Below are 26,766 nucleotides of genomic sequence, written 5' to 3' on the forward strand. Positions count from 1 at the left end.
CGACCGCGTCGCCGGCGAGACCGATCAGGCCAGCAGGCCCGGGATCGGCGCCTCGTGCGCCGCGCGCAGCTCCTCGAGGGAGAGGCTGAACTCGCCCTGCACGTCGACCGCGTCGCCGTCGACCACGCCGATCCGGGTGGCCGGCAGACCCCGCGCACCGCACATGTCGGTGAAGCGGAGCTCCTCGCTGCGCGGGACGGCCACGACCGCACGGCCGGCCGACTCGCTGAACAGGAAGGTGAAGGCGTCCAGGCCCTCGGGCACGACCAGTCGCGCGCCGTTGCCGCCGCGCAGGCAGGACTCGACGACCGCCTGGACCAGACCGCCGTCGGACAGGTCGTGGGCCGCGTCGATCATGCCGTCGCGGGAGGCCGAGATCAGGATCTCGCCCAGCAGCTTCTCCCGGTCGAGGTCCACGGCCGGCGGCATGCCGCCGAGGTGCCCGTGGATGACCTCGGACCACGCCGAGCCGCCGAACTCCTCCTTGGTGTCGCCGAGCAGGTAGAGGAGCTGGCCCTCTTCCGCGAAGGCGATCGGGGTGCGGCGGTTGACGTCGTCGATCACACCGAGGACGGCCACGACGGGCGTCGGGTGGATCGCCACGTCACCGGTCTGGTTGTACAGCGACACGTTGCCGCCGGTGACCGGGGTGCCCAGCTGCAGGCAGCCGTCCGCGAGACCGCGGGTGGCCTCGGCGAACTGCCACATCACGGCCGGGTCCTCGGGCGAACCGAAGTTCAGGCAGTCCGAGATCGCCAGCGGCTTCGCACCGGAGGCGGCGACGTTGCGGTACGCCTCCGCCAGCGCGAGCTGCGCACCCGTGTACGGGTCGAGCTTGGCGTACCGGCCGTTGCCGTCGGTCGCCATGGCCACGCCGAGGTTGGTCTCCTCGTCGATGCGGACCATCCCCGCGTCCTCGGGCTGGGCGAGCACGGTGTTGCCCTGCACGAAGCGGTCGTACTGGTCGGTGATCCAGGACTTCGAGGCCTGGTTCGGCGAGCCGACCAGCTTGAGGACCTGGTCCTTCAGCTCGGCGCCGTCCTGCGGGCGGGCCAGCTTGCCGGCGTCGTCGGCCTGCAGGGCGTCCTGCCACTCGGGGCGCGCGTACGGGCGGTGGTAGACCGGGCCCTCGTGCGCGACGGTGCGCGGCGGGACGTCGACGATCTGCTCGCCGTGCCAGAAGATCTCCAGGCGCTCGCCGTCCGTCACCTCACCGATGACGACCGCGATGACGTCCCACTTCTCGCAGATCTCCAGGAAGCGGTCGACGTGCTGCGGCTCGACGATCGCGCACATGCGCTCCTGCGACTCGCTCATGAGGATCTCCTCGGGCGAGAGCGTCGCGTCGCGCAGGTGCACCTTCTCCAGGTCGACCCGCATGCCGCCGGTGCCGGCGGAGGCCAGCTCGGAGGTGGCGCAGGAGAGCCCGGCGCCGCCGAGGTCCTGGATGCCCGCGACCAGCTTCTCCTTGAAGATCTCCAGGGTGCACTCGATGAGGAGCTTCTCCTGGAACGGGTCGCCGACCTGCACCGCCGGGCGCTTGGTGGGCTTGGTGTCGTCGAAGGTCTCGGACGCGAGGACCGAGACGCCGCCGATGCCGTCGCCACCGGTGCGGGCGCCGTAGAGGATGACCTGGTTGCCGGGGCCGGAGGCCTTGGCGAGGTGGATGTCCTCGTGCTTCATCACGCCGATGCAGCCGGCGTTGACCAGCGGGTTGCCCTGGTAGCAGGCGTCGAAGACGACCTCGCCGCCGATGTTCGGCAGGCCGAGGCAGTTGCCGTAGCCGCCGATGCCGGCGACCACGCCGGGCAGCACGCGCCGGGTGTCGGGGTGGTCGGCGGCACCGAAGCGCAGCGGGTCGACCACGGCGACCGGGCGGGCGCCCATGGCGAGGATGTCGCGGACGATGCCGCCCACGCCGGTGGCCGCGCCCTGGTAGGGCTCGATGTAGCTGGGGTGGTTGTGCGACTCGACCTTGAAGGTGACCGCGTACCCCTGGCCGACGTCGACGACGCCCGCGTTCTCGCCGATGCCGACGAGCATGGCGTCGTTGGCGGGGGTCTTCTCGCCGAACTGCTTCAGGTGGACCTTGCTGCTCTTGTAGGAGCAGTGCTCGGACCACATGACGGAGTACATGGCGAGCTCGGCGCCGGTGGGACGGCGGCCCAGGATCTCGCGGATGCGCTCGTACTCGTCCTGCTTGAGTCCGAGTTCCTTCCAGGGCTGCTCGACGTCGGGCGTCTCGGTCGCGTGCTTGACCGTGTCCAGAGTCATCAGGCGTTGACCAGCTTCTTGAGGATCGAGGTGAAGAAACCGAGGCCGTCGGTCTTGCCGGTGCCGATCAGCGGCTCGACGGCGTGCTCGGGGTGGGGCATGAGGCCGACCACGTTGCCCGCGGCGTTGGTGATGCCCGCGATGTCGCGCAGCGAGCCGTTGGGGTTCACGTCGAGGTAGCGGAAGGCCACCCGCCCCTCGGCCTCCAGCTCGTCGAGCGTGCGCTCGTCGGCGACGTACCGGCCGTCCATGTTCTTGAGCGGGACCTCGATCTCCTGGCCCCGGGTGTAGTCCGAGGTCCAGGCGGTCTCCGCGTTCTCCACCCGCAGCTTCTGGTCGCGGCAGATGAAGTGCAGGTGGTTGTTGCGCAGCATGGCGCCCGGCAGCAGGTGGGCCTCGGTGAGGATCTGGAAGCCGTTGCAGATGCCGAGGACGGGCATGCCGGCCTTCGCCTGCTCGATGATCGACTCCATCACCGGCGAGAAGCGGGAGATGGCTCCGGCCCGCAGATAGTCGCCGTAGGAGAAGCCGCCTGCCAGGACCACGGCGTCGACCTGCTTGAGGTCCTTGTCGCGGTGCCAGAGCGAGACGGGCTCGGCGCCCGCGAGGCGGGCGGCGCGCAGCGCGTCCTGGTCGTCGAGCGTTCCGGGGAACGTGACGACACCGATGCGTGCGGTCACGACTCCACCTTCACGATGAAGTCTTCGATCACGGTGTTGGCAAGGAAGGTTTCGGCCATCTCATGGATGCGGGCGAGGGCGGCCTCGTCGACCGGTCCCTCCACCTCGAGCTCGAAGCGCTTCCCCTGGCGGACGTCGGCGATGCCTTCGAATCCGAGGCGGGGCAGTGCACGCTGCACCGCCTGTCCCTGCGGGTCGAGGATCTCCGGCTTGAGCATGACGTCGACTACGACGCGTGCCACTGGCACTCCCGGTGGTGTGTTGCGGGCGGTTCCCTCAGCGTACCTGCCTCCAAATTCTACGCGGGTAGAAGTCTGAAGGATCCTACAAAGACCCTCAAACATCACCCCGATGAATTCAAGTGGAATATCGTCCGCCGAGCGAGACACGCGGAAACAATTGCTTGGGCTTCACAATGCGACACCGGTCGCTGTACAAAGGGAATGCAGAGAGAGCACAGCGAGAGTTCAGCAGGCCCGGCATTGCCCCCGGAGAGCTACCGCTTCGGCATCACCGCACGTCAGAGCGGTGCGAACCCCCCGAAACGACATGGCTCTCCGCAGGAAAGGACCGATATCCGTGGCACAGCGTGTGGTGGTCACCCTCTTCGACGACATCGACGGCGGAGAAGCGGCGGAAACGGTCGCGTTCGGCCTGGACGGGAAGATGTACGAGATCGACCTGAATCCCGCCAATGCAAAGAAACTGCGCAAGGCCCTCGCCCCCTACCTGGCCGCGGGCCGGAAGCTGAGTGCGACAGGTCACAGAAAGAACGCCAGGCCGGACGTCGGGGACTTCCGGCACACCACCCTCGAACCCGACCCGGCCGCCGTCCGCGCCTGGGCGCAGTCCAACAAGATGGACGTGCCCGCCCGCGGCCGCATCCCGAAGCGGGTCTACGAGGCCTTCCGCGCCGCGAGCTGAAGCCGATTTGCCTCGCACCCCCCATGATCCGCTAGAGTCTGGATCACGCCGAGGGGCGAGGCCGCAAGGCCCCGGACCTCACGCAGCGTGCGGGTGTAGTTCAGTAGCAGAACAGCCCCCTTCCAGGGGGAAGGCGCAGTGTGCGATCCCTGTCACCCGCTCTGCATCACGGTTACCGAGCACTCCGGTGCATCAGGTAGAGTGGTGCTCGCACCGCCCGGTGAAAGCCGGTCGGAGGCATGCGGACGTGGCTCAGTTGGTAGAGCATCACCTTGCCAAGGTGAGGGTCGCGAGTTCGAATCTCGTCGTCCGCTCAGGGAGCAAAGGCCCCGGTTCTTCGGAACCGGGGCCTTTGTCGTGTGCCGTCGCGCACCGTCGCATGCCGTCGTGCGTGCCGCCGATGGGGGGATTCGGGGGGTGGTCATCGGCCCCCGCGATCCTGTGTATAGTTAGCAGCGCGCTACGGCGCACGCGGACGTGGCTCAGTTGGTAGAGCATCACCTTGCCAAGGTGAGGGTCGCGAGTTCGAATCTCGTCGTCCGCTCCATGAAGAAGCCCCCGGTCGAATCGACCGGGGGCTTTCTCGTTGCCGGGGCCTGCCCTAGGACCAGGACTTCCCGGTCAGCAGCTCGTACGCCTCCACGTACTTGTCGCGGGTCTTCTCCACGACCTCCGGCGCGAGGGCCGGCGGCGGCTGCTCGCTCTTGCGGTCCCAGCCGGAGGCCGGCGACAGCAGCCAGTTCCGCACGATCTGCTTGTCGTAGGAGGGCTGGGCGCGGCCCGGCTGCCACTCGGAGGCCGGCCAGAAGCGGGAGGAGTCCGGGGTCAGGACCTCGTCGGCGAGCACCAGGCGGTCGCCCTCCGGGGTGGCCTCGAAGCCGAACTCGAACTTGGTGTCGGCAAGGATGATCCCCCGCTCACGGGCGATGTCCCGGGCCCGCGAGTAGATCGCCAGGGTGGTCTGGCGCAGGAGGGCGGCCGTCTCCGCGCCGACCTGGCGGGCGACCTCCTCGTACGACACGTTCTCGTCGTGGTCGCCGACGGCCGCCTTCGTCGCCGGGGTGAAGATCGGCGCGGGCAGCTCGGAACCGTCGCTCAGGCCCTCCGGCAGCGCCAGACCGCAGACCGTGCGGGACTCCTCGTACTCCAGCAGGCCGGAGCCCGTGAGGTAACCGCGGGCCACGCACTCGACCGGAACCATGTTCAGCGGCTTGCAGACCAGGGTGCGGCCCGCCCAGTCGGCGGGGGCGCCGGCCGGCAGCTCCGTGGAGAGGACGTGGTTCGGGACCAGGTCCGAGAGGCGGTCGAACCACCACAGCGAGAGCTGGGTGAGCACCCGGCCCTTCTCGGGGATCTCGGTGGGCAGCACCCAGTCGAACGCCGACATGCGGTCGCTCGCCACCATCACGAGCTCGCCCGCCTCGGTGCGGTACAGGTCGCGAACCTTGCCCGTGTGGAGATGGGTGAGGCCCGGGACCTGGACGGGCTCGGGCTTTTCTACGAATCCGGACACGGTTCCTCCGCGTAGGTTGATCCAGGAGCGTGTCCGATTCTCTCGCACATCCGGGCGGAGCCGACCGCCGGGGCACGTGACGTGCCCCGCCCCTCTCCTGGTCAGTCCCTCTTACAGATCCGGTCGAGCAGGTTCGCGGTGGCGCGCTGGACCCGGGTGTCCACATGGCCCGGCCGGTCCAGCGCCGGCGACCAGGCGAAGGTGCCGGAGGCGAAGACCCAGGCGCCCGACGGGGCCCGGTAGAGGCTCGTCTCCTGGTGCCGGAGCGCCCCCTCGCCGTCCCGGTACGGCGAGTGGGCGAGCAGGATGCGGCCCTGGTGCTCGGGGAGGGCGGTGCGCGGGAAGTAGCGGTCGGCCTCGCCCGCGACCAGGCCCGGGAGCTCGTCGCCCTCGCCCGCGCCGGTGGCCTCCCACAGCCAGTGGTCCGCGTTCCGTACGACCAGCGGGTGCGGTTCGGGCACCCGCCCCGCGTACTGGATGCCGAGGAGCTGCTGCTCCGGCCGGTCGACCTCGCGCCACAGCGCAGACTTCCCGGGGCCGCGGCGCTTGCGGCAGGTGAGCAGCCGGTCCGGGGCGCCGGACGGCGACGGGCCCAGCTCCACCTGCCAGTACATGGTGTTGGCGGAGAGGAAGACCAGCGAGGTGCCCTGATCGCGGGCGAGCTCCGCGGTACGGCGCATGGGCACCGACCAGTACTCGTCGTGGCCCGGGAAGACCAGGCCCCGGTAGCGGCTCGGGTCCACCCGGCCCGCGTGCAGATCGCGGGTCTCCGCGTACGCCAGGTCGTAGCCGTACCGCTCGGCCCAGCGGATGAAGTCGTAGGCGTGGCCGACGTGCAGCGGCAGGCCCGCGCCCGCGTACGGGCGGTCGAAGGAGACGGTGACGGCCGCCTCCTCCTCGCCGAGCAGCCGGCCCTCCTCGTCCCAGGCGTGGTAGAGGCTGGCGCCGGTCCTGCCGTCCTCCGGATAGAGGTTGTACGCCTGCCAGGTCACGTCCGGCAGGACCAGCAGCAGGTCCGCCGGGTGGCTGTCGCGGACCGTGAACGGGATGTGGGAGCGGTAGCCGCCGACGGTGGTGAGGACGGCGACATAGGCGCCGATCGACCAGTACGACGGGATCTGCAGCCGCCAGGACTGCCACCAGTGGTGGCAGGAGACCGTCCGGTCGGCCGTCAGCGGGGCCGGCTGGACGATCCCCGAGAGCCGGGGACTGGTGGTGATCTTGGCGGCTCCGTCGCCGCCGTAGTGCCCGATCCGGTAGATGTCGACCGAGAACTGCTGCGGAGGGTCCACCGTGATGTGGAAATCGATCGCCTCGCCGGGCGCGACGGCCCCGGTGGAGACGAAGCCCTTGATCTGGCCGTGCACGTCGTCGGCGGTGTGCGGGCCGCCGCCGCCACCCCGGGCCAGGGTCTCGTCGGCGTACCAGGGCACCACCTGGCCGGTGTCGTCGAAGTAGTTCTCCGAACCGCGCAGCCAGGGCAGCGGGCCCTGGCCGAACGGATCCGAGACGGCATGGGCGAGCGCGCCCGATTCCCACCGCCTGATCTGCTCCGCCCCCATGCTGCGCCCCTCCTTCGACTCCCCCGGTCGGCTGGTCAGTGCCTCTGGTTTCTGCCTCTGTCAGTGCCGGTCTCCAGCACATCACATAACGCACGCACTCCGTCACCGTTCGTCGTGAATTGACGAGAGTGGAAGCCGGGCGTCCGCTGCCGGGCCCCCGCACGGGGCGCGGACCGCGGCTCAGACCAGCCGGACGGGCTTCTCCGGGCGCACCCCGGTCCTGGTCAGCCAGGCGCGCAGGGGCTCCGGGTCGCCGTCCTCGACGAGGGCGAGGACCACGGCGTTCAGATCCGTGCTCCGCTCGCCGGCGACGAGCAGCGCCGGGCCGTCGAGCCAGTCGAGGCCCGGTGCGGCCTCCGCCGTGTCCACGGCGGCGCAGCAGACCATCGCCGCCACATGGTCGGCGAGCAGGTCCCGGCCGGTGCGGGGCGGCTGGAGCGGGAACAGGGGCAGCGGCCCGTCGGGCCCCTCGGCGGCGGGCGCGGCCGGGCGCAAGCCCTCCTCGCGGGCCGCCTGCGCGGTCAGGGCGGCGGCGAGCGCGTCGGCGGCGGGGTTGCCCTCCGGGAGCGCGGCCTCGTCAGCGGCCTCGCCCGCGCCGGCCTCGTACGCGCCGGCCTCGTACGCGCCCTCGCCGGCGGCGGCCGCGTGCGCGCCCTCGCCCGCGTCGTGCGCGGCTTCGGCTGCCCCGGGCGTGTTCCCGGCGCCGGGCCGGGCCGTGGACAGGCGGGCCATGACACGGGACAGGGTCGGGCCGTCGGAGGCGTCGGAGGCCTCGCCGGGGGCGGCGCCCGCGCCGGCGTGGGGTCCGGGGTCCGGCCGCCCGGCCGGGCCCAGGCCGTCGAGGACCTGGTGGAGGCGGGCCGCGTCGGCGCGCCACTTGCGGTCGACGACCTCCTCCGGATACTGGCTCCACTCGACCGGCGCCCAGTCCGGGCCCGGCTCGGCGGGGCCGCCGTGGAAGAGGCGGGCGGCGAGCAGCGAGGTGGCCTCGTCCACGGCGCCCGGCTCCTCCAGGAGGTCGCAGGCGGGCCGCTCGCCGAGCCGGGAGGCGAAGCCCTCGGCGAGGCGGTCGCGGCGGGAGAGCTCGGTGAGGGCGGAGACCACGCCCGCGTCCAGCCGGGCGGGCCAGCGGCCCATCCGCCAGGCGGGCAGGGCGACCCGGGTCAGCAGCCGGTCCCAGCCCGCGTAGGCGAGGCCGACCTGCTCCTGGGCGACGATCCGTACGCCGTAGTCCACGGCCTGCGCGCGCTCGGAGCCGGCCGCGGCGACACCCCGCTCCATCTCGGCGGCGTGTCCCCGACAGCCCTTGAGCATGATCCGGGCGAGCCGGCCGACGCCGCGCGCGCCGAGCCTGCGGACCGGGTCGAGGTCGGGGTGCCGCGGCACCGCCACCGCCGCGTCCAGGCCCCGCACGAAGCGGCGGGCGGCCGCTATGTCGGGGTGGGCGGCCGGTCCCGTACCGGCGACGACGGGGGCGAGGACGGCGCGGAGCTCGGCCACCCGCATCCACCACAGGAAGGGCGAGCCGATGACGAGCACGGGCGCGTCCCCGCCGCGGTGCCGGCCGTGCGCCGGGTGCGAGCGGTCCTCCAGCCAGCTGTCGCAGTCGGGGGTCAGGGCTATCGCGGAGGGCGCGGGCACGCCGAGGCGGTCGGCGAGGTCGCGGACCATCCGGTAGAGGTCGGGCGCGGAGGACTCGGCGAGCTCCACCGTCGGCGTCACGGCCGGGCGGGCCCGCGCGACGACCAGGGCGACGGCCGCGGCGACGAGGAGCACGACCACGGCGAGGGCGGTCACCACCCAGCGGGCGGTGTCCCAGCCGGGGCCCGTGAAGTGGCCGGTGACGCCGCCCGCGTAGAGGACGACGGCGACGGCGGCGGGGAGCACCGCGGCCCCCAGCGCCCTGCCCCGCACGCGGAGCACGGCAAGGGCCCGGGCACGCGCGGCGCGTGCGCCGAGCTCTTCGCCGATCACCGAACCGGTACCGGACACGCCGTACATCACCCCCTCCTGCCCTGATCGGGACTAGCCGTGGCGGTGTTGCTCACTCCCCCACTGTGGCATCCGCCACTGACATCGCAATGCCGGTGGGCCAAGTGGCCGGACCGGCGTCGGAACGCCTCCGCCGCACCCTAGTTGGGGCTTCGGCGGGCGTCATCCAGACGGGCGAACAGTCACTCGATGGAATGGCTTTGGGTAAAGGTGATGACGGAAACGCGGCCGTGCTGTTGACTGCACGGCCGCGCTCGGTACTGCTTTTCGTCCTGCTTTGTTCCGTCTTTGTTCCGCGCTCTTTCCGGGCCCCTTCCGGGTTCCGACCCGGTTTCCCGCGGGTGCCTCGCGGACCGGTCAGGCCCCCGCGGCCTTGAGCGCGATGTCCGTACGGTGCTGGGAACCGTCAAGGCGGATGCGGCCGACTGCCGCGTACGCCCGCTCGCGGGCCTGCGCCAGGTCCGTACCGGTGGCGGTCACCGAAAGGACGCGGCCGCCGGCGCTGACGACGGCGTCGCCGTCCCGCTTGGTGCCCGCGTGCAGCACGTACGCCTCCGGGGCGTCCTTCTCCGCGACCTCGTCCAGGCCCTCGATCGGGTCGCCGGTGCGCGGGGTGCCCGGGTAGTTGTGCGAGGCCACGACCACCGTCACGGCGGCCTCCTCGCGCCAGGACAGCGGCGACTGGTCGTCGAGGGTGCCCTGGGCGGCGTTCAGGAGCACGCCCGCCAGCGGGGTCCGCAGCCGGGCCAGCACGACCTGGGTCTCCGGGTCGCCGAAGCGGGCGTTGAACTCGATCACCCGGACACCACGGCTCGTGATCGCCAGACCCGCGTACAGCAGGCCGGAGAACGGGGTGCCGCGGCGGCGCAGCTCGTCGACGGTCGGCTGCAGGACCGTCGCCATGACCTCGTCGACCAGCTGGGGGTCGGCCCACGGCAGCGGCGAGTAGGCGCCCATGCCGCCGGTGTTCGGGCCCTCGTCGCCGTCGAGCGCGCGCTTGAAGTCCTGTGCGGGCTGCAGCGGGAGGACGGTGGTGCCGTCGGTGATGGCGAAGAGGGAGACCTCGGGGCCGTCCAGGAACTCCTCGATCACGACCCTCTCACAGGCGAGCGCGTGCGCCCGGGCCTGCTCCAGGTCCTCGGTGACCACGACGCCCTTGCCGGCGGCGAGGCCGTCGTCCTTCACCACGTACGGAGCGCCGAAGGCGTCGAGCGCCTCGTCGATCTCCTCGGGGGTGGTGCAGACGTAGCTGCGGGCGGTCGGGACGCCGGCCCCGGCCATGACGTCCTTGGCGAACGCCTTGGAGCCCTCCAGCTGCGCCGCCTCCTGGGACGGGCCGAAGACGGGGATGCCGACGGCGCGGACGGCGTCGGCGACGCCCGCGACGAGCGGGGCCTCCGGGCCGACGACGACCAGGTCGGCGCCCAGCTCGGTGGCGAGGCGGGCGACGGCGTCGCCGTCGAGCTGGTCGACGGGGTGCAGCTCGGCGACCTCCGCGATTCCGGCGTTGCCGGGCGCGCAGTGCAGAGCGGTGACGTCGGGATCGAGCGAGAGGGAGCGGCACAGGGCGTGTTCGCGGGCGCCGCCGCCGATGACGAGGACCTTCACGCCAGCCAGGGTAGCCCGCGGGGCGACGTGCCCCTTGTGCGGGCCACCGAGCGAGACGCCGCTACTCGTTCGTGTATTCCTCCAGGACGGTGGCGCCGAGCTCGCGCACGATCAGCTCGTGACCGGAGAGCGCGGAGTCCACGAGGTCCGGGTCGTCCTCCTCCGGCACGTCGTCCTCCGGCGCCACCGGCGGCGGCGCCTGCGGCGTCGACGGGGCGGGCGCCTGCCGGACGGGCGGCGCGGCCTGCGCGGGCGCGGGAGCCGGGGCCTGCTGGACGGGCGGCGCGGCCTGCGCGGCGGCGGGCGCGGACGCGGCCGGGCGCCCACCGAAGCCGCCGCCCGCACCGCTGCCCGCACCGGCCGCGCCGCCTCCGCTGCTGCCGAAGCCACCGCCTCCGCCGAAGCCACCGCCACCGGAGGAACCGCCTCCGGAGAAGCCGCCGGCGGCGGGCGGCGGAGTGGCGCCGCCCGAGGGGTCGATGATCGCCTCGATGCGCCAGTTCACGTTGAACTGCTCGGAGAGCGCCGCCTTCAGGACGTCCTCGCTGCCGCTGCTCGCGAAGTTGTCCCGGGCGCCCGCGTTGAGGAAGCCGAGCTGGAGGGTCGTGCCGTCGAAGCCCGCGACCTGGGCGTTCTGCGAGAGCAGGATCCAGGTGAAGCGGCGCCGGTTCTTGACCGCCTCGAGGATCTGCGGCCACATGTTGCGCACCTGGGCCGCGCCCGCCGCCATGTCCCCGCCGCCCGCCGCGGGGGCGGACGGGGGAGCGGCCTGCGGAGCCGGCGCCTGGGCCTGCGGGGCGGGCGCGGCCGCGGGGCCGGCTCCCGGCCAGGCCCCGGGCCCACCGCCGCCGGGCTTGGCGGCCCCGGGCCACGCACCGGGCCGCGGCGCGTCGGCGGCCTGCGCCTGGGGCGCGGGAGCCGGGGCGGCGGCCGGTGCTGCCGGCGTCTGCGCTCCGGGGGCCTGCTGGTAGGCGCCGGGCTCGGGCTGGCCAGACGGGACCGGTTGGCCCGACGGGACCGGCTGGGCCGGGGCGGGGGCGACGGGCGGCGGGACATGGGCCTCGACCGTCGGCACGTACCCCATCTGCGGCGCCGGGGAGCTCGTCGTGAACACGGCCGGGGGCGCGGCGGCGGCGCCGCGCTCCAGCCGGTCGAGCCGGGCCTGCAGCGAGCGCTCGTCGTCGAAGGCGGCGGGCAGCAGGACCCGCGCGCAGATCAGCTCCAGCTGGAGCCGCGGCGAGGTGGCGCCGCGCATCTCGGTCAGACCGGCGTTGACCAGGTCGGCGGCCCGGGAGAGCTCGGCGGCGCCGAACACCGAGGCCTGCGCCTGCATCCGCTCGATGACGTCGACGGGCGCGTCGACGAGCCCCTTCTCGGCGGCGTCCGGGACGGCCGCGAGGATCACGAGGTCGCGCAGCCGCTCCAGCAGGTCGGCGACGAACCGCCGCGGGTCGTTGCCGCCCTCGATGACCCGGTCGACGACCTCGAAGGCCGCGGCGCCGTCACCGGCGGCGAAGGCGTCGACGACGGAGTCGAGCAGGGACCCGTCCGTGTACCCGAGGAGGGAGGTGGCCATGGCGTACGTCACACCGGCTTCGGTGGCGCCGGCGAGGAGCTGGTCCATCACCGACATCGAGTCACGCACGGAGCCGGCACCGGCCCGCACGACGAGCGGCAGCACGCCGTCCTCGACGGGGATGCCCTCGCGCCCGCAGACCTCGCCCAGGTACTCGCGCAGGGTGCCGGGCGGGACGAGCCGGAACGGATAGTGGTGCGTACGCGACCGGATGGTGCCGATGACCTTCTCGGGCTCGGTCGTGGCGAAGATGAACTTGAGGTGCTCCGGCGGCTCCTCGACCACCTTCAGCAGGGCGTTGAAGCCCGCCGAGGTGACCATGTGCGCCTCGTCGATGATGTAGATCTTGTACCGGCTGGAGGCGGGCCCGAAGAAGGCCTTCTCCCGCAGGTCACGGGCGTCGTCCACGCCACCGTGCGAAGCCGCGTCGATCTCGATGACGTCAATGGATCCCGGCCCGTTGCGCGCGAGGTCCCGACAGGACTGGCACTCGCCGCAGGGCGTGGGGGTGGGACCCTTCTCACAGTTCAGACACCGCGCGAGGATGCGCGCACTGGTCGTCTTGCCACACCCACGGGGCCCGCTGAACAGGTACGCGTGGTTGACCCGGTTGTTCCGCAGCGCCTGCTGCAGCGGGTCGGTGACATGCTCCTGCCCGATGACCTCGGCGAAGGACTCGGGGCGGTAGCGGCGGTACAGCGCGAGAGACGACACGTATACGAGGTTATAGGCGCCCGCTGACAACCCGGGCATGGCGAGGGGGGAGGGGGGCGGGGGGTGCTGGGGCGGCGGGGCTCGGAGGTGCCGGGTGCTCGGGGTGCCGGGTGCTCGGGGTGCCGGGCGCGGCGGGGTTCGGGGGGGCCAGGGGCTCGGGGGTGCCGGGGGAAGCACGCTGAGGGAAGGAGGCCCCGGACAGAGGCACCCGGGGACGACGCCCTGGGCGGAGGCACCCGGGGGGGGGGAACGACTCCCTGGGCGGAGACACCCGGGGGGAACGACTCCCTGGGCGGAGACACCCGGGGGGAACGACTCCCTGGGCGGAGACACCCGGGGGGAACGACTCCCCGGAAACGCAAGCGCCCCCCACGCACCCGCCAGAGCCGACCTACCCTTGCTGCCTTCCGGCCCTGGGGGAGTTCAGTCAGATAGCGCCACGTGAGGGGCTCCGCCCAGAGTACCCGATCCCCGCCCCTCCCCGGACCCCGCCCGGCCACCCCCACCCACCTGCACCCTTCGATCGACCCCCGCGCCGGATCGTGTGCGCGAGCACCCTCTCCGGTCATGTAATGTTCTCCACGGAGGATTCGCCTAGAGGCCTAGGGCGCACGCTTGGAAAGCGTGTTGGGGGCAACCCCTCACGAGTTCGAATCTCGTATCCTCCGCCACGGCTTACCAGCCGAAACGAAGGTCCCGACCGCACAGCGGTCGGGACCTTCGTCGTTGTGTGGTTGCAGTTCTGGTTGCAGTTGGCCCCCAACAACCGATCACCGGGGCAGCGGGCCGTCACCGCGCAGCTGTTCCCGGACCGCTTCGGGGTCCACGGTGAAACGGATGGTCCCCGGCAGTGTGCCGCCATAACTCATCGTGACCTCCCCTTCCTGCGCCGGTATGTCGAAGCGGCCGTCCGGCACTAGCTCCGCACCGTTCCAGTGCCAGCGGGCGAGGCCGTTGGCGGGCCGGGCGAAGCCCACGTCGGACGCCTGCACGGGCACGCTGGGCCACGGATGGTCCGGGTTCTCCTTCATCGCGCGCTGCACGGCCTGGAAGGCGAGCCCGAGTTTGGTGCCCTTCTCCTGGGGGCTCACGGCGCGGGGTGGCGGCGTCCAGCCGGGGGTGCCGACGATCACACCGTTGAGGGCGTGCGTACGGTGCGGTGGACCTGGTGGGCGGTGCCGGCCGCGCTGCCGGAGTCCTGCATCTTCTTGTAGAAGCGCTCCAGATGCTCGGGTTGGAGCTTCTCCAGGCGGTGGGCGCCGAGGCCGGGGATGAGGTGGTGGTTCACCGCGACGCGGTAGCCGTCGATGGTGTTCTCCGAGACGTGCGCGGCGGCGATGTTCTCCACCCAGTGCGTCAGCCACGTCTCCAGCGTCCAGCTCTGGCCGACCTTGCGGACCGCACCCTTGTCGCGCTGCCGTTCCATCTCGCGGACGACCTCGGTGACCTCGGGGCGGGTCTTGCGGCTGACGTGGCGCCGGTCCGGGGTGCCGTCGTCCTTGACCCCGACGGTGACGTAACCGTTCCCTGTCCACAACCCCGAGGCTGAAGCTGAGGCCCAGGCAGCCGCGCACGAAATGGCCGAGCTTCTGTTCAAGTACGTCATCCCGCACCGTGAAGTCCTCATCCCCTTCATGACCCACGAGGACATGCTCGAGTACGGCCGGCTGAAGACCGTCGTCGCTGCGGGCGCCAGCAGCCTCCGCCGACACCAGGACTGAGCGCAGCAGAGGCACGGCCCCAGCCACAAGAAACCGACGGCCGGTGGTCGGGAGTGCTCCCCGCCACCGGCCGCGACCCGTCGTCCACCGGATCGGACCGCAAAAGTCAGACCGCGAGAGTCGGTAGCCGGCGGACAGAATCCTTCCGCGCCAGCGACAGCCCAGTGGTGCATCCGACAGATCGAACATGCGATTAGCGCGGTTCCTGGGACCGAGCACACTCACACGGCAACCGGCTAACGTACGGGCCGAATCGCCCCCACAAAGCTCGCACGACATCACACCTGAACAGGAACAGCCACATGCCAGTACGCCCCGAGCTGCCGGAGATCTTGAACCGGGCCGATTTCGGTGGTCTCGCCAAGCGGGAGCCGAAGAGCGTCGCGAAGATGGCCAGCCGTGGCCTCCTGGCCGAACCGACCCACCAGCACCAGGGCAAGCCCATCTGGGAGAAGTCGGTGGCCATGGACTGGTTCCGCGCACTGCACGACCACGCGGTCGTCGTTCCGGGCAACGAGCTGGCCTTCGCCGAGCTGCGGGACCACGGCATCTACATGTGTCCGGCGACCAGCAACCACCTGAGCCTGGCCCGGCCACGGCTTCTGGTCATGTACACCCCTGGCGGCGGCGGTCGCGTATTCGAAGTCACGGCCGTCGAGACCGTCAAGCAGGAGCTTCCCGGAACCCGGGCCACGACTCCCGAGACCGTGGAGATCACGCGCACGAGGGAAAGCGAGGATCGGACCACGTACCCGTGGACGATCTTCTTCCTCTCCGAGGTGGGCAGCGTCGAGATGATCACTCCCGTCATCCAGCAGGGACGCTATGTGACCATCCACGATGTCCAACAGTCCATGAAGTCGGGCAAGCTCCTGGTGCCACCGCTCGACAATGCGTTCCCCGTTCGACAGTGAATCACCTGCCGGAGGCGGTAAAGGGAGTAATCGGGCCCCGGTGACGCCAGCAAAAGCCAGGCGAGAGTAGCCGGGGCACCCCCTTAGAATGGCCGTCGTGACCGACAACACTCAGCAGCAGACAGCGCCCACCACCGAACTGCCGACCCAGTACGCGCCGGCCGAGGTAGAGGGGCCGCTGTACGAGCGCTGGGTAGAGCGCGGGTACTTCGAGGCCGACGCGAAGAGCGAGAAGCCCGCGTACACCATCGTCATCCCGCCGCCCAACGTCACCGGCTCGCTCCACCTGGGCCACGCCTTCGAGCACACACTGATCGACGCCCTCACCCGCCGCAAGCGCATGCAGGGCTTCGAGACGCTGTGGCAGCCGGGCATGGACCACGCCGGCATCGCCACCCAGAACGTCGTCGAGCGCGAGCTCGCCAAGGAGGGCAAGTCCCGCCACGACCTGGGCCGCGAAGCCTTCGTCGAGCGCGTCTGGGAATGGAAGGCCGAGTCCGGCGGCCAGATCGCCGGCCAGATGCGCCGCCTCGGCGAGGGCCTGGCCTGGAGCCGGGACCGCTTCACCATGGACGAGGGCCTGTCCCGGGCCGTCCAGACCGTCTTCAAGAAGATGTTCGACGACGGTCTGATCTACCGCGCCGAGCGCATCATCAACTGGTGCCCGCGCTGTCTGACGGCCATCTCCGACATCGAGGTCGACTACCAGGACGACGACGGCGAGCTCGTCTCCATGAAGTACGGCGAGGGTGACGACACCATCGTCGTCGCCACGACCCGCGCCGAGACGATGCTCGGTGACACCGCCGTCGCCGTCCACCCCGACGACGAGCGCTACGCCCACCTCATCGGCAAGCAGATCAAGCTGCCACTGACCGACCGTACGATCCCCGTCGTCGCCGACACCCACGTCGACCCCGAGTTCGGCACCGGCGCCGTCAAGGTGACCCCGGCGCACGACCCGAACGACTTCGCCATCGGCCAGCGCCACAACCTCGAATCCATCGAGGTCCTCGACGAGCGCGGCGTGATCACCACCCACGGCCCCTTCCAGGGCCTGGACCGCTTCGAGGCCCGCTCCGCCATCGTCGCCGCCCTGCGCGCCGAGGGCCGGATCGTCGCCGAGAAGCGGCCGTACGTCCACTCCGTGGGCCACTGCTCGCGCTGCAAGACGACGCTGGAGCCCCGCCTGTCGATGCAGTGGTGGGTCAAGGTCGAGACCCTCGCCAAGGCCGCCGGCGACGCCGTCCGTGACGGCCGGGTCAACATCCATCCGGCCGACATGTCGCAGCGCTACTTCGACTGGGTCGACAACCTCAACGACTGGTGCATCTCGCGCCAGCTGTGGTGGGGCCACCGCATCCCCGTCTGGCACGGCCCGAACGGCGAGCTGGTCTGCGTCGGCCCCGACGACGAGGCGCCCACCGGCGAGGGCTGGACGCAGGACACCGACGTCCTCGACACGTGGTTCTCGTCCGGCCTGTGGCCGTTCTCCACGCTCGGCTGGCCGGAGCAGACGCCGGACCTGGAGAAGTTCTACCCGAACTCCGTCCTGGTCACCGGCTACGACCTGATGTTCTTCTGGGTCGCCCGGATGATGATGTTCGGCCTGTACGCGATGGACGGCCAGCCGCCGTTCCACACGATCGCGTTCCACGGCATGGTCCGCGACGAGTTCGGCAAGAAGATGTCGAAGTCGTTCGGGAACACGGTCAACCCGCTCGACTGGATGGACAAGTACGGCTCCGACGCCCTGCGCTTCACCCTGGCCAAGGGCGCCAACCCGGGCGTCGACGTCCCGATCGGCGAGGACTGGGTCCAGGCATCCCGGAACTTCGCCAACAAGATCTGGAACGCCACCCGCTTCGCGATGATGAACGGCGCGACGGTCGAGGGCCCGCTGCCGGAAGCCTCCGCGATGTCGGCGACGGACCGCTGGATCCTGTCCCGCCTGAACAAGGTCGTCGCCGAGGCGGACGCCTACTACGACGACTACCAGTTCGCGAAGCTCGCCGACGCCCTGTACCACTTCGCGTGGGACGAGGTCTTCGACTGGTACGTCGAGCTGTCCAAGACGACGTTCTTCGAGGGCGGCGAGCAGGCCAAGGTCTCGGCCCGCGTCCTGGGCGAGGTCCTCGACGTCACCCTGCGGCTGCTGCACCCGATCGTCCCGTTCGTCACGGACACCCTGTGGACCACGCTGACGGGCCGCGAGTCGGTTGTCATCGCCGAGTGGCCGAAGGACTCCGGCTTCCGCGACGAGGTCGCGGAGAAGGAGATCGAGCTGGTCCAGCGGGTCGTCACCGAGGTCCGCCGCTTCCGCTCCGACCAGGGCCTCCAGCCCGGCCAGAAGGTCCCGGCCCGCCTGGAGCTGGCCGACACCGCGCTCGCCCCGCACGAGGCGGCCATCCGCCAGGTGCTGCGGCTCCAGCCGGAGGGCGAGGGCTTCGCCGCCACCGCCTCCCTGCCGGTCGCCGGCGCCACCGTCGCACTCGACCTGTCCGGCACGATCGACGTCGCCGCCGAGCGCAAGCGGCTCGCGAAGGACCTCGCGGCGGCCGAGAAGGAGAAGGCCCAGGCCGAGGGCAAGCTCGGCAACGAAGCGTTCCTCGCCAAGGCCCCCGACAACGTCGTGGACAAGATCAAGGGCCGGCTCGCCAAGGCGGACGAGGACATCGCCCGCATCCAGGCCCAGCTGGACCGGCTGCCGCAGCAGTAGGCGCCGAAACACGCCCGAAGGGGGCCCAGACCAGACGGTCTGGGCCCCCTTCGGGCTCTCGGCCTCCGGCCCTGGCCCTACGGAATCCCCAGCGCCTCGTACGGGCTCGACAGAGAGAACTCGCGCTGCTGCGCAACGATCTGGGCCTGGTGGAGATCGAACTGCGCCATGTACAGAAGGTCGTCGAGGCGTGTCGGCTTCTGCCCCAGCACGTCGAGGGAGATCTCGGCAGCGCTGTCGTTTCGCTCCAGCCGGTCCCGGAAGAAGTCGAGGTTCTCCTCCACGACGAGGCGAGTCATGTCGAGCTCCGAGACCTCCGCGTCGGACACTCGGTCGACTCGCGAGTGCACCCGGTACTCGTAGAACGGGCCGGCGACGCAGTGGATGTTGTTGGCCGCCCCTCGCCTGAACCGACTGGCCAGCAGGTTGACGGCGAAGGCCCAGTCTCCCCACTTGAGGACCCTCGGGTCGTACAGGCCGCATTCCAGGGCGTCAGCCCTGCGGCAGACGATCGACGTCGGGACGTGGTGCTTGCGCACCACGAGGTCCTCGCGACAGGGGTACGAGGAGATGGTGAAGCCCTCGAAGGCACCGAACATCCACGACATCGTGTGCACGAACGCGGTGTCGGGGTCAGATTCGAGGATCTCCACCGCCCTGTCCGGGTAGGACCCGGCCGCCAGGAGGAACGGCTCGGTGGCCAGCCGGTCGTCGGCATCCACCTGCATCACGTACTCCAGCCGGGCGGCCGCCAGGCCGGCGTTCCTGGCCGCGTGGTGCCCCTGGCGCTGTTCGAGGCGGACGATGCGTACGCCGGGCAGCTCGGCGCAGGTGTCGATGGCCTTCCGGGTCGTTTCATCGTCCGACCCGTCGTCCACGATCACCACCTCGTACGGACGTCGAAGCGGCTGCTCGACGATCGACTCCACCGCCTCGACGAGGTAGTCGCCGGCGTTGTGGCAAGGGATGACGAAGCTGATGCCTTCACGGCCGGTTGTCGTCACGAGGCTTCCCGTCCCTTCATGGTCGCGGTACCGGCCGAAACGCGGCACCTCCGCACCGCGGTGACGGTCGCACGAGTCGCTTCGAAGTAAGTGCGCCCCGAGCGCGTGTCCTGCTCGGCGTGGTCGCCCCAGCTCACGGTCACATCCCAGCCCTCGTAGATCCGCTCCACCGCGCGGCTGAGGGTCTCCGGCGTGTAGCGAGCCTCGCCCTCGATGTGGACCTGACCGCCCTGGGCATCCGTACGGGAGATCCCGGTGAAGACCTCCAGGTAGTGCACGTTGACCGATCGGGAGCTCTGTACGGCCTGGGTGAGCACGGCTTCGACGTCGCGCTGGGACAGGTAGTGGAGCACGTCCTTGGCGACGACCAGGCCGAAGTCCTCCTCGACCACGTACTGCTCGATGAGGGACTCCACCACCGTGACGCGCTCCGCCAGGTCCTCGTGCGGCGAGAGTCGCCGGAGCAGCGGTTCGGCCGGGGCCTGGTCCACCGCGACGACGGTGAAGCCGGCCTTCGCCAGGGCGATGGTGTAGGCCCCGGCGCCGTATCCGAGGTCGAGAGCGCGACGCGGGATGTCGGCGGGGAGGGACGTCAGCAGGGCGCGGAACCGCACCGAGACGGGCGCATGCAGCTGCTCTCCGGTGCTTCGACCGTTCCGTAACGCGTCCGCGTAGAAGGCGTGGAGGGACGCCTTCGAGTGCTGTACAGGCAAGGGGCACCCCCTGGGGCTGGAGGGATGAGCGAGGGGAGGCATCTAGAAGTCGGCGATCTCGACGGGCCGGCCGGGCGTGAGCAGGGAGGTCGCCAGCGCTTCGGTGACCTGCATCGGCAGCAGGTGCGCGGCGAGCGAGCTCCGGTTCTCGGTCCCCCGCAGCCAGTTCTCCATGAGCTGCCGGTTGCTGTCGCTGTGGAACAGCCCGTCGAACGTCCTGACCGACGTGTACTGCTCTTCAGGCAGCAGGGAGGCGTTCGCCCTCGTGGTCAGCCGGGCGAAGGCGTCGATCCTGTCCGCGTTCTGTCCGCGGGGCACGTCGTAGCAGTGGACGTGCGCGGAGTAGAGGGTCGACAGCTGCGCTTCGAGGTCGACGCTGGAGGTGCGGCCGTTCTTGTTGTAGACGTCGTCCGGGAGGTCACGCCAGCTGCGGACGGACGGCGTCGTCTGCTCGAAGGACAGCGTCCCGATGGTCAGGGTCCGCTCCGACTCGACGTCTACCAGGCGGAACGTGGCGGTGATGTCCGTCTCGCCGAAGGCGTTCTCCAGGGTCGCGGAGTGCGGCCAGCGGGGGTGTCCGTCCTCGAACCGGCTGGCGGCCGGCTTCGGGATCCGGAGGTGCTGATCGGCGGGGAAGGCTCCGAAGGAGCTGACTTCGAGTCGGAAGCGGCGGTCGGGGAACACGAGCTTGTTGAGGGACAGGCACTGCACGGCGAGGTCCACGTAGTGGTAGGCGCCGTGCATCATCATCCCGTAGCCGTACCGGTAGGGGTGATCGTCCCGCGTCTCGTACTCGTGCTGGAGATTCCACACCCCGCCGGCGGCGCGCAGGTGGAACGAGGTGACGGGGGCCTGCCAGTCCCGTACCCGCTCTTCGAGCGAGCGCAGCACCTCCCCGTTGTAGATGCGGTGGTACCGGCTCAGCGTCATCACGGAGTGCTTGGCACCGGTGCGGCCGGCCTGGGCGATGAGCTCCCGCATGACCTCGGTAATGCGGGTCGGCGCGAACCGGCCATCCGCCATGGGCGCCAGGACCGGCTTCTCCACCAGGGAGTCGATCCCGTTCTCGACGCAGTAGCGCAGGTACGCCTCATGCGCCCGCACCTCGGTCGCGATGTACACCTTCGTCGGCAGCTCGGGCAGGCGGAGGCGCCGTAATGCCGCTCCGATCAGCTCGGGCTGCGTCTGCTGCGCGGTCGAGCCACGGCCCGACTCCGGGAGGTAGACCACCTCCCGGGGCTTCAAGTCGACGCCCTGGATGCGCTCCTCGATCGTCGGCCGCTCCGACTCCAGGTCGATGACGGAGTACGAGTCGACGTGGCCGGCCTCGATGGCGTCCTTGATGCAGGGCAGGTACTTGTTGGCGACGATCTCGTCGAAGCCGACCACGACGAGGTTGTGGCGACGCGTGTCGGGGCGGGGACCGGGAGCGGCGGCTCGTCCTCCGGGCTCCTCGATGCAGCGGAGGGTCGGCTGCATGGGGATCGGCGTCGACGTCGCCGGAGACGTTCGAAAGTCGGTTCTCATCCGCATTGCTCCCACTCGTGCTGTGACTGTTCGGAGCTGTTCCGAAGCAGATCGGACGTTGGTGGCCCCGGCCGTGATCGCCTTCTTCTGAAGATCGCGAAGATGGCCTACTAGCCGGAGACGGAGCTGTCCTCCCCGGCGCCAGCGAGGAAGCCGGGGGGGCTCGTGTTCACACCACAAGGCTGCTGTCTGGGCCGCCCCGTCGGAACGTCCTCTCACCGCCCCAGGACCGAACTTTCACCGAACTTAGGCGCCCTACCAGGTCGTTCATGGCCGAGCGGGGTGAACGAGGTGGCACGCTGGCCGCATGGCAGAACTCAACGGAGAACCGGTCGAGCCGGCCCAGCTTCAGAACCTGGCCCTGACCAACTACGGCCACTTCACCTCCATGCGAGTGGACGACGGGCGCGTACGCGGCCTGTCCCTACACATGGAGCGACTTCAGCGCGACTGCCGAACGCTCTTCGGCACCGACCTCGACCCGCAGCGTGTACGCGAGCTGGCCAGGCGTGCCGCTCCCTCCACCGGATCCACCACGGTCCGCGTCACCGTCTTCGACCCCAGCCTCGACCTCGGCCACCCGGACAAGGCCAACGACCCGCACATCCTGGTGACCTCCCGGCCGGCGGGCGCCCTCCCGCTGCCGCCGCTCAAGGTGCAGTCCACGACCTACGTACGCGACGTACCGAGCGTCAAGAGCGTCGGTCTCTTCGCGACCCTGCACCACCGTCGTCAGGCCCAGCTGAACGGATTCGACGACGCCCTCTTCCTCGACCAGGAGCACGTGATCTCGGAGGGAGGCACCTGGAACGTCGGCTTCTTCGACGGCAGCGAGGTGATCTGGCCGAACGCCGACTGCCTGGTCGGCGTGACCATGGAGCTCCTGAAGGGCGCCCACGGCCACGAAACCCGCTCGGTCCGCCTGAACGACCTGACGAACATGCGGGCCGCATTCGCGACCAACGCGGCGATCGGCGTCCGCGCCGTCAGCGCGATCGACGGAATCGAGCTGCCGGAATCCCACGCGATCATCGACACGCTCCGCAAGGAGTACATGGAGATCGAGGGCGACTTGTTGTAACGCTCCGAAGCCGGACTCCCACTGGCTAGGCTGGACAGGACCGTCCAGCAACAAGGAGTCCTGGGGTGGCGACAGTTGAGCGATGGTCCGGACTGGAGGTCCGGGCCTTACGCGAGGCATCGCGGATGAGTACGGAGGAGTTCGCAGCACGCCTCGGTGTCAGCGACCGCATGGTGTCCAAGTGGGAATCACGCAAGGACACGATCCGGCTCAGGCAGGTGAACCAAGCGGCTCTGGACACACTTCTCGCCGGCTCCGCCCCCGACGTCCACGAGCGGTTCGCGAGCCTCGCCCGCTCGCTGGGCACGGTGCTCCCCACGCAGGAGACCCCGAGTCCAGGGCCCCAGCCTCAGCAGCACCAGGTCCGCCATCCTCGCGACGGCAAGAAGATGGCCTTGGTCGAGGCCGGCACGTTCCTGTGCGGCGAGAAGAACGAGCCTGTCTGGCTCCCGTCCTTCTTCATCGACGTCTTCCCGGTCACCAACAACGACTACGCGCGCTTCGTGGCCGCCACCGGCCACGAGCCGCCCCAGCACTGGCACCGAGGCAAGTGCCCCGAGGCCATCCTCGATCACCCGGTGGTCTTCGTGACCTGGCACGACGCCTCGGCGTACGCGGCGTGGGCGGGTAAGGAACTGCCGACCGCCCAGCAGTGGGAGAAGGCGGCCCGTGGCACGCGCGGCGATGCATACCCATGGGGCAACAACGCCACCCCGGCCAAGTGCAACTCCCGCGAGAGCGGCATCGGCTCCACGACCCCGGTGAGCCGCTACCACAGCGGAGTCTCCCCGTACGGCGTCTACGACCTCTGCGGCAACACCTGGGAGTGGTGCTCGACCCGCTCCGAGCCTGGCCGCTACGAGCTCAAGGCCGGCGCCTGGACCAGCCCCTTCGCCCGCGCCACCCCCGCCGTCTTCAACGACGCCTCCACGGAGATGCTCGACGACGACACGGGGTTCCGCTGCGCGGCACCTGAGACCACGATCGATACCCTGCTTGAGAGTTGATCCCCGAGCAGGGTAGGTCGCCGCAGCTCACTCGCGAAACACCTACGGCGGGCGATGCCCCGCCCAAGCCCATGCCGACGGCGAATTCTGCCAGGAGGCAGGGTGAATCACGCGCGCGCCGCAAGTGTGGCGGCGGGGCGGCATGGCCGACCAAAGCGGGCGCACTTCTGCTCGAACCCCGGGGGGAGCCATCCACCGCTCAGCAGACGAGGATGCGCGGGAAACGCAGTGATGGCAGCGACAGCGAAGGCGAGGGAAGCCCATGGCGTGTGCACCATCGTCGTCACCTGCTGGCCGCGAGTGTTGACGAAGCTGGTCTGGAACGTAGCAACGCTCACGAGGTCAACCGTGCTGAGGGCCTTCCAATCGAGGTCAAGTCCGATCGTGCTGCTCGCAAAGTGCAACTTCTGACGGGTGATCGTCACCTCTCCCGGGCCATCGACCACCCACCGCGGTTGAGCGTCACGCGCCGCTTGGCGCCGCCTGGCAGAGTTGCCTACGGCGGAACCCATAAGACTTCCGATGACGAATGCAGGATTGCCAACGGCAACCACACTGTTGTGCTGGTAGCGTCCGTTACCCAGGGCTCGCCAGGTCGAACGCTGACCGGGGCCGACGGCAAGGGCACGGTCGCCATGCTCCAGTGGCGCTGCTGTGGCGATCAGCGGACGGCGAACCAGGCCGCCCGTAAGCAGGTCTGCGACGATCTCAGACGAGTGCCACAGATAGTCGTCCAGGGATGACCACACCTGCGGGTTCGCATGTCCCGGTGGCGGCGCGAAGGGGTTGGCCTCTGTCACTCTGGGGTCCGTTTCCCGAGGACGCTTGATCACTTAGTGCGATCGAGTGTAACCAGAGGGCTCCTCAGACCGCAGGAAACTTAAGGATCTTGCCATTCGTGGCCGATCCTCGCGTCCGGCGATACCAGGGAGGCAGAAGACACGCATCGCTTCGGCCTCTACCGGCAGCGCTAGCGCCGTCAGACCGCCCGTTCTGTTCTCAGTTCTGGTCTCATTCACCCCCATCCGGGCCCGTCCGCACAGAGTCACCCTGAACTCTTCGCTGCAGGTCAGGACAGGTGCGGCCCCCGCCGGCCCCCGTACGAACATTTGGAAAGCGTGTTGCGGGCAACCCCTCACGAGTTCGAATCTCGTATCCTCCGCCAGCCCTGAGGGCCGGACCGCCGAAGCGGTCCGGCCCTCAGGTCGTTTGCGGGTCTGGAAGCCCGTGCGGCCGCGCGGCCCGGGTGGATTCGGGGCTAGGGCGCTTCTTCCGGATCTCGGTTCGGGCTGACTTCGCACGCTGCTGCCCGCGCATATATTGGCGGGATGGACGAAGCCGAGGCGAGTGGCCAGGCATGGAGGGACGAGGTCAGAGCACGTCCGACGGCTGAGCAGGATCGGGACGCCCTGGCCCGGCTCGTCGAATCGGACACGGACTCCTTCGAGGTCGAGCTGTACGAACGTGCGGCAGATCCCCAGGTGCTTTCGATTGACCGTGCCCAAAGGTCTCGGGCCGGGCAGTACGCCAGGCGTGTGCGACGACTTCGAGAGCATCAGCGGCGCCAAGGTACTTGACCGGTAGCCTTCGGATCATCTGATCGTTGGTTGATGCGTGTCGTTGACTGATGCCCAGTGGGCGAGAATCGAACCGTTGCTGCCGGGCCGGACACCGAAGCGGGGTGGGCGGTGGCGTGATCACAGGCAGGTGATCGACGCGATCGCGTTCAAGTACCGCACCGGCGCGCCGTGGATGTATCTGCCCGAGCACTTCGGCTCGTGGAGAGGCGCCCACAACCGATTGCGGAAGTGGGCCGCCGACGGCACCTGGGAGAAGGTCTTCACCGCCCTGCTCGCCCAGGCAGACGCCGAAGGCGACCTCGACTGGATCGTTTCGGTCGACTCCACCATCGTCCGAGCCCACCAGCACGCCGCCGGGGCCTGTCAAAAGGGGCTCCGGCCAGCGAGCCGGAGCATCATGCCATCGGACGGTCCCGCGGCGGACTGACCACCAAGGTCCACCTCGCGGCCGACGGCCAATGCCGACCGCTGGCGTTTGTCCTCACGCCCGGTCAGGCCAGTGACACACCCGCGTTTGCGGACGTGATGGCCTGCTTACGGGTGCCCCGACCCATCGGCCGGCCCAGGATCACACCGGACGTGGTCCTGGCCTACAAGGCCACTCGTCCCGCGCGATCCGGACCCATCTCCGCCGGCGCGGAATCCGTGCCGTGATCCCACAGCCCTCCGACCAGGCCGCGAACCGCAAGCGCCGCGGCCGACTCGGCGGCCGCCCGCCGGCCTTCGACCGCGAGGCGTACAAGCAGCGGAACACTGTCGAGCGGTGCATCAACAAGCTCAAGCAATGGCCCGGTCTGGCCACCCGTTGCGACAAGACCGCCACCATCTACCTCGCCGGACTCCACATCGCCGCCATCTCATCTGGTCGGCGAGATGATCCGAAAGAAACGGCCTAGACCGGGCAGGGGCGGTACTCGAGGCTGAGCTCGCGGTCGACTGCGTAGCTGGTCCGCATGGAGGCGTCGGTGACCTTCTCCCACGAGCCGTACTTGGCGTAGAGCTGGTCGGCCGTGGGGCCGAGCGGGTTGCCGTACTTGGCCTGGTTGCGCTCCTCCAGGACCCGGACCTCCTCGGGGGTCATGCCCGCGCGGGTGATCTCCTTCGCCTGGTTGCGCATGTCGACGAGCTCACGGGCGATCTCCTCCTCGGAGGCGCCCGCCGCCCGCATGTCGGCCTCGGTGCGGTGCATGTCCTCCAGGAGGTCGTGATAGCGGATGCGGGTCCGTTGGGCCTCGACCTTCTGGTCCATCGGCATCACCCGGATACGGCACACCACCGGGTCGGCGCTGGGACAGGGGTCGTCGGCCGGGACCGGCGGGGCGAGCGGGGCGGTGATGATCGAGCCGCAGGCTTCCGCCGCGGTCGCCGTGACGGAACCGGCGGTGGTCAGCAGCGCGACGACCGCCACGAAGGGCAGCAGGGCGCGGCGCGGCAGCGAGGAGGGAGGGCGCATGGGCGCATCCTCGACAACCGCGCCGGGCCCGTTCACGCAGGCACGCCGCATGATCACTCGTGCGTGGGGCGGCTCGGCTCACCCGCGTGTTCATGGCGAGGATCGCGCCCGCGCCTCGGGAGAAGGGGTGCCGAAGTTGCACGTCACCGTGGCCGCCGAGCCGGCCGACGGCGTGGCTGCGCCGGCCCCGTGATGGAGTGGCGG

General features: G+C 70.3%; 20 protein-coding genes, 4 tRNA genes, 1 other RNA gene and 2 pseudogenes. 11 read left to right on the forward strand and 16 right to left on the reverse strand.

Annotation, left to right across the window (positions count from 1 at the left end; genetic code table 11):
• Nucleotides 1-24 precede the first annotated feature (24 nt).
• The 3 genes from purL to purS are packed head-to-tail and all read right to left on the reverse strand — an operon-like array spanning nucleotide 25 to nucleotide 3,196.
• Complete coding sequence (gene purL, locus ACH414_RS11035) at nucleotides 25-2,274, reverse strand: phosphoribosylformylglycinamidine synthase subunit PurL (RefSeq protein WP_382538602.1); 2,250 nt, start codon at nucleotides 2,272-2,274, stop codon at nucleotides 25-27.
• Nucleotides 2,274-2,954, reverse strand: coding sequence for a phosphoribosylformylglycinamidine synthase subunit PurQ (purQ, locus tag ACH414_RS11040; RefSeq protein WP_382538605.1), 681 nt, complete (start codon nucleotides 2,952-2,954; stop codon nucleotides 2,274-2,276). The genes purL and purQ overlap by 1 nt, the downstream gene beginning before the upstream one ends.
• On the reverse strand, nucleotides 2,951-3,196 hold the full coding sequence (gene purS, locus ACH414_RS11045) for a phosphoribosylformylglycinamidine synthase subunit PurS (RefSeq protein WP_362467710.1): 246 nt from the start codon (nucleotides 3,194-3,196) through the stop codon (nucleotides 2,951-2,953). Before purS ends, purQ begins: the two co-directional genes overlap by 4 nt.
• Before the next feature lie 337 nt (nucleotides 3,197-3,533).
• Between purS and ACH414_RS11050 the strand changes: the two genes are divergently transcribed.
• From ACH414_RS11050 to ACH414_RS11065, 4 genes are all read left to right on the forward strand, one after another.
• The gene (locus ACH414_RS11050; protein ID WP_382538609.1) at nucleotides 3,534-3,878 is read left to right on the forward strand and encodes an Lsr2 family protein; all 345 of its coding nucleotides are present in this window, start codon (nucleotides 3,534-3,536) and stop codon (nucleotides 3,876-3,878) included.
• A gap of 89 nt (nucleotides 3,879-3,967) precedes the next feature.
• A tRNA-Gly gene (locus tag ACH414_RS11055) sits at nucleotides 3,968-4,039 on the forward strand.
• 80 nt (nucleotides 4,040-4,119) lie between these two features.
• Nucleotides 4,120-4,192 (forward strand) — tRNA-Gly (locus tag ACH414_RS11060).
• A 157-nt stretch (nucleotides 4,193-4,349) separates the two neighbouring features.
• Nucleotides 4,350-4,425, forward strand: a tRNA-Gly gene (locus ACH414_RS11065).
• A gap of 54 nt (nucleotides 4,426-4,479) precedes the next feature.
• Here the strand turns inward: ACH414_RS11065 and ACH414_RS11070 are convergent.
• From ACH414_RS11070 to ffs, 6 genes are all read right to left on the reverse strand, one after another.
• Nucleotides 4,480-5,391, reverse strand: coding sequence for a phosphoribosylaminoimidazolesuccinocarboxamide synthase (locus ACH414_RS11070; protein ID WP_382538612.1), 912 nt, complete (start codon nucleotides 5,389-5,391; stop codon nucleotides 4,480-4,482).
• A gap of 101 nt (nucleotides 5,392-5,492) precedes the next feature.
• The gene (locus ACH414_RS11075) at nucleotides 5,493-6,953 is read right to left on the reverse strand and encodes a N,N-dimethylformamidase beta subunit family domain-containing protein (protein ID WP_382538615.1); all 1,461 of its coding nucleotides are present in this window, start codon (nucleotides 6,951-6,953) and stop codon (nucleotides 5,493-5,495) included.
• Nucleotides 6,954-7,133: 180 nt separating this feature from the next.
• Nucleotides 7,134-8,954 carry a hypothetical protein gene (locus tag ACH414_RS11080; RefSeq protein ID WP_398941562.1) on the reverse strand — a complete coding sequence of 607 codons (1,821 nt, stop codon included), beginning with the start codon at nucleotides 8,952-8,954 and terminating at the stop codon, nucleotides 7,134-7,136.
• A 348-nt stretch (nucleotides 8,955-9,302) separates the two neighbouring features.
• Nucleotides 9,303-10,553 (reverse strand): phosphoribosylamine--glycine ligase, encoded by a 1,251-nt coding sequence (purD, locus tag ACH414_RS11085; RefSeq protein WP_382538620.1) that lies wholly within the window; start codon nucleotides 10,551-10,553, stop codon nucleotides 9,303-9,305.
• A gap of 61 nt (nucleotides 10,554-10,614) precedes the next feature.
• On the reverse strand, nucleotides 10,615-12,843 hold the full coding sequence (locus ACH414_RS11090; protein WP_398941563.1) for a DNA polymerase III subunit gamma and tau: 2,229 nt from the start codon (nucleotides 12,841-12,843) through the stop codon (nucleotides 10,615-10,617).
• Nucleotides 12,844-13,198: 355 nt separating this feature from the next.
• An RNA gene (ffs, locus tag ACH414_RS11095) (signal recognition particle sRNA small type) lies at nucleotides 13,199-13,297 on the reverse strand.
• 129 nt (nucleotides 13,298-13,426) lie between these two features.
• On the opposite strand from ffs, the gene ACH414_RS11100 reads away from it, so the two are divergent.
• Nucleotides 13,427-13,514: transfer RNA gene (locus ACH414_RS11100), tRNA-Ser, on the forward strand.
• Nucleotides 13,515-13,613: 99 nt separating this feature from the next.
• On the opposite strand, the gene ACH414_RS11105 is transcribed toward ACH414_RS11100, so the two are convergent.
• Together ACH414_RS11105 and ACH414_RS11110 are read right to left on the reverse strand one after the other, a co-directional pair.
• Nucleotides 13,614-13,976 carry a hypothetical protein gene (locus tag ACH414_RS11105; protein WP_386562921.1) on the reverse strand — a complete coding sequence of 121 codons (363 nt, stop codon included), beginning with the start codon at nucleotides 13,974-13,976 and terminating at the stop codon, nucleotides 13,614-13,616.
• A gap of 11 nt (nucleotides 13,977-13,987) precedes the next feature.
• Nucleotides 13,988-14,383, reverse strand: a pseudogene (locus tag ACH414_RS11110) (site-specific integrase); the annotation flags it as partial.
• Nucleotides 14,384-14,420: 37 nt separating this feature from the next.
• Here ACH414_RS11110 and ACH414_RS11115 point away from each other — a divergent pair.
• The 3 genes from ACH414_RS11115 to ACH414_RS11125 all read left to right on the forward strand — a co-directional run bounded on the left by ACH414_RS11115 (nucleotide 14,421) and on the right by ACH414_RS11125 (nucleotide 18,197).
• Nucleotides 14,421-14,564, forward strand: coding sequence for a hypothetical protein (locus ACH414_RS11115; protein ID WP_386562923.1), 144 nt, complete (start codon nucleotides 14,421-14,423; stop codon nucleotides 14,562-14,564).
• Nucleotides 14,565-14,866: 302 nt separating this feature from the next.
• On the forward strand, nucleotides 14,867-15,478 hold the full coding sequence (locus tag ACH414_RS11120; RefSeq protein WP_386562926.1) for a hypothetical protein: 612 nt from the start codon (nucleotides 14,867-14,869) through the stop codon (nucleotides 15,476-15,478).
• 97 nt (nucleotides 15,479-15,575) lie between these two features.
• On the forward strand, nucleotides 15,576-18,197 hold the full coding sequence (locus ACH414_RS11125; RefSeq protein WP_398941566.1) for a valine--tRNA ligase: 2,622 nt from the start codon (nucleotides 15,576-15,578) through the stop codon (nucleotides 18,195-18,197).
• Nucleotides 18,198-18,274: 77 nt separating this feature from the next.
• On the opposite strand, the gene ACH414_RS11130 is transcribed toward ACH414_RS11125, so the two are convergent.
• The 3 genes from ACH414_RS11130 to ACH414_RS11140 are packed head-to-tail and all read right to left on the reverse strand — an operon-like array spanning nucleotide 18,275 to nucleotide 21,393.
• Nucleotides 18,275-19,201 (reverse strand): glycosyltransferase family 2 protein, encoded by a 927-nt coding sequence (locus tag ACH414_RS11130; protein ID WP_386562932.1) that lies wholly within the window; start codon nucleotides 19,199-19,201, stop codon nucleotides 18,275-18,277.
• Nucleotides 19,198-19,914: a class I SAM-dependent methyltransferase gene (locus ACH414_RS11135; RefSeq protein WP_398941568.1), complete on the reverse strand. Its 717-nt coding sequence runs from the start codon at nucleotides 19,912-19,914 to the stop codon at nucleotides 19,198-19,200. The genes ACH414_RS11130 and ACH414_RS11135 overlap by 4 nt, the downstream gene beginning before the upstream one ends.
• A gap of 42 nt (nucleotides 19,915-19,956) precedes the next feature.
• Complete coding sequence (locus tag ACH414_RS11140) at nucleotides 19,957-21,393, reverse strand: hypothetical protein (RefSeq protein ID WP_386562938.1); 1,437 nt, start codon at nucleotides 21,391-21,393, stop codon at nucleotides 19,957-19,959.
• A gap of 355 nt (nucleotides 21,394-21,748) precedes the next feature.
• On the opposite strand from ACH414_RS11140, the gene ACH414_RS11145 reads away from it, so the two are divergent.
• Together ACH414_RS11145 and ACH414_RS11150 are read left to right on the forward strand one after the other, a co-directional pair.
• On the forward strand, nucleotides 21,749-22,522 hold the full coding sequence (locus ACH414_RS11145; protein ID WP_398941570.1) for an aminotransferase class IV family protein: 774 nt from the start codon (nucleotides 21,749-21,751) through the stop codon (nucleotides 22,520-22,522).
• 65 nt (nucleotides 22,523-22,587) lie between these two features.
• The gene (locus ACH414_RS11150; protein ID WP_398941572.1) at nucleotides 22,588-23,529 is read left to right on the forward strand and encodes an SUMF1/EgtB/PvdO family nonheme iron enzyme; all 942 of its coding nucleotides are present in this window, start codon (nucleotides 22,588-22,590) and stop codon (nucleotides 23,527-23,529) included.
• A 107-nt stretch (nucleotides 23,530-23,636) separates the two neighbouring features.
• On the opposite strand, the gene ACH414_RS11155 is transcribed toward ACH414_RS11150, so the two are convergent.
• On the reverse strand, nucleotides 23,637-24,329 hold the full coding sequence (locus ACH414_RS11155) for a hypothetical protein (protein WP_398941574.1): 693 nt from the start codon (nucleotides 24,327-24,329) through the stop codon (nucleotides 23,637-23,639).
• Between the two features lie 814 nt (nucleotides 24,330-25,143).
• Here ACH414_RS11155 and ACH414_RS11160 point away from each other — a divergent pair.
• Nucleotides 25,144-26,005: pseudogene (locus ACH414_RS11160) on the forward strand (IS5 family transposase).
• Here the strand turns inward: ACH414_RS11160 and ACH414_RS11165 are convergent.
• Nucleotides 26,002-26,562, reverse strand: a complete 561-nt coding sequence (locus ACH414_RS11165; protein ID WP_398941576.1) for a hypothetical protein — start codon at nucleotides 26,560-26,562, stop codon at nucleotides 26,002-26,004. The pseudogene ACH414_RS11160 and the gene ACH414_RS11165 sit on opposite strands and share 4 nt — an antisense overlap.
• Nucleotides 26,563-26,766: the final 204 nt, after the last annotated feature.

Source organism: Streptomyces sp. NPDC020422, assembly GCF_044386705.1.
Classification (GTDB): domain Bacteria; phylum Actinomycetota; class Actinomycetes; order Streptomycetales; family Streptomycetaceae; genus Streptomyces.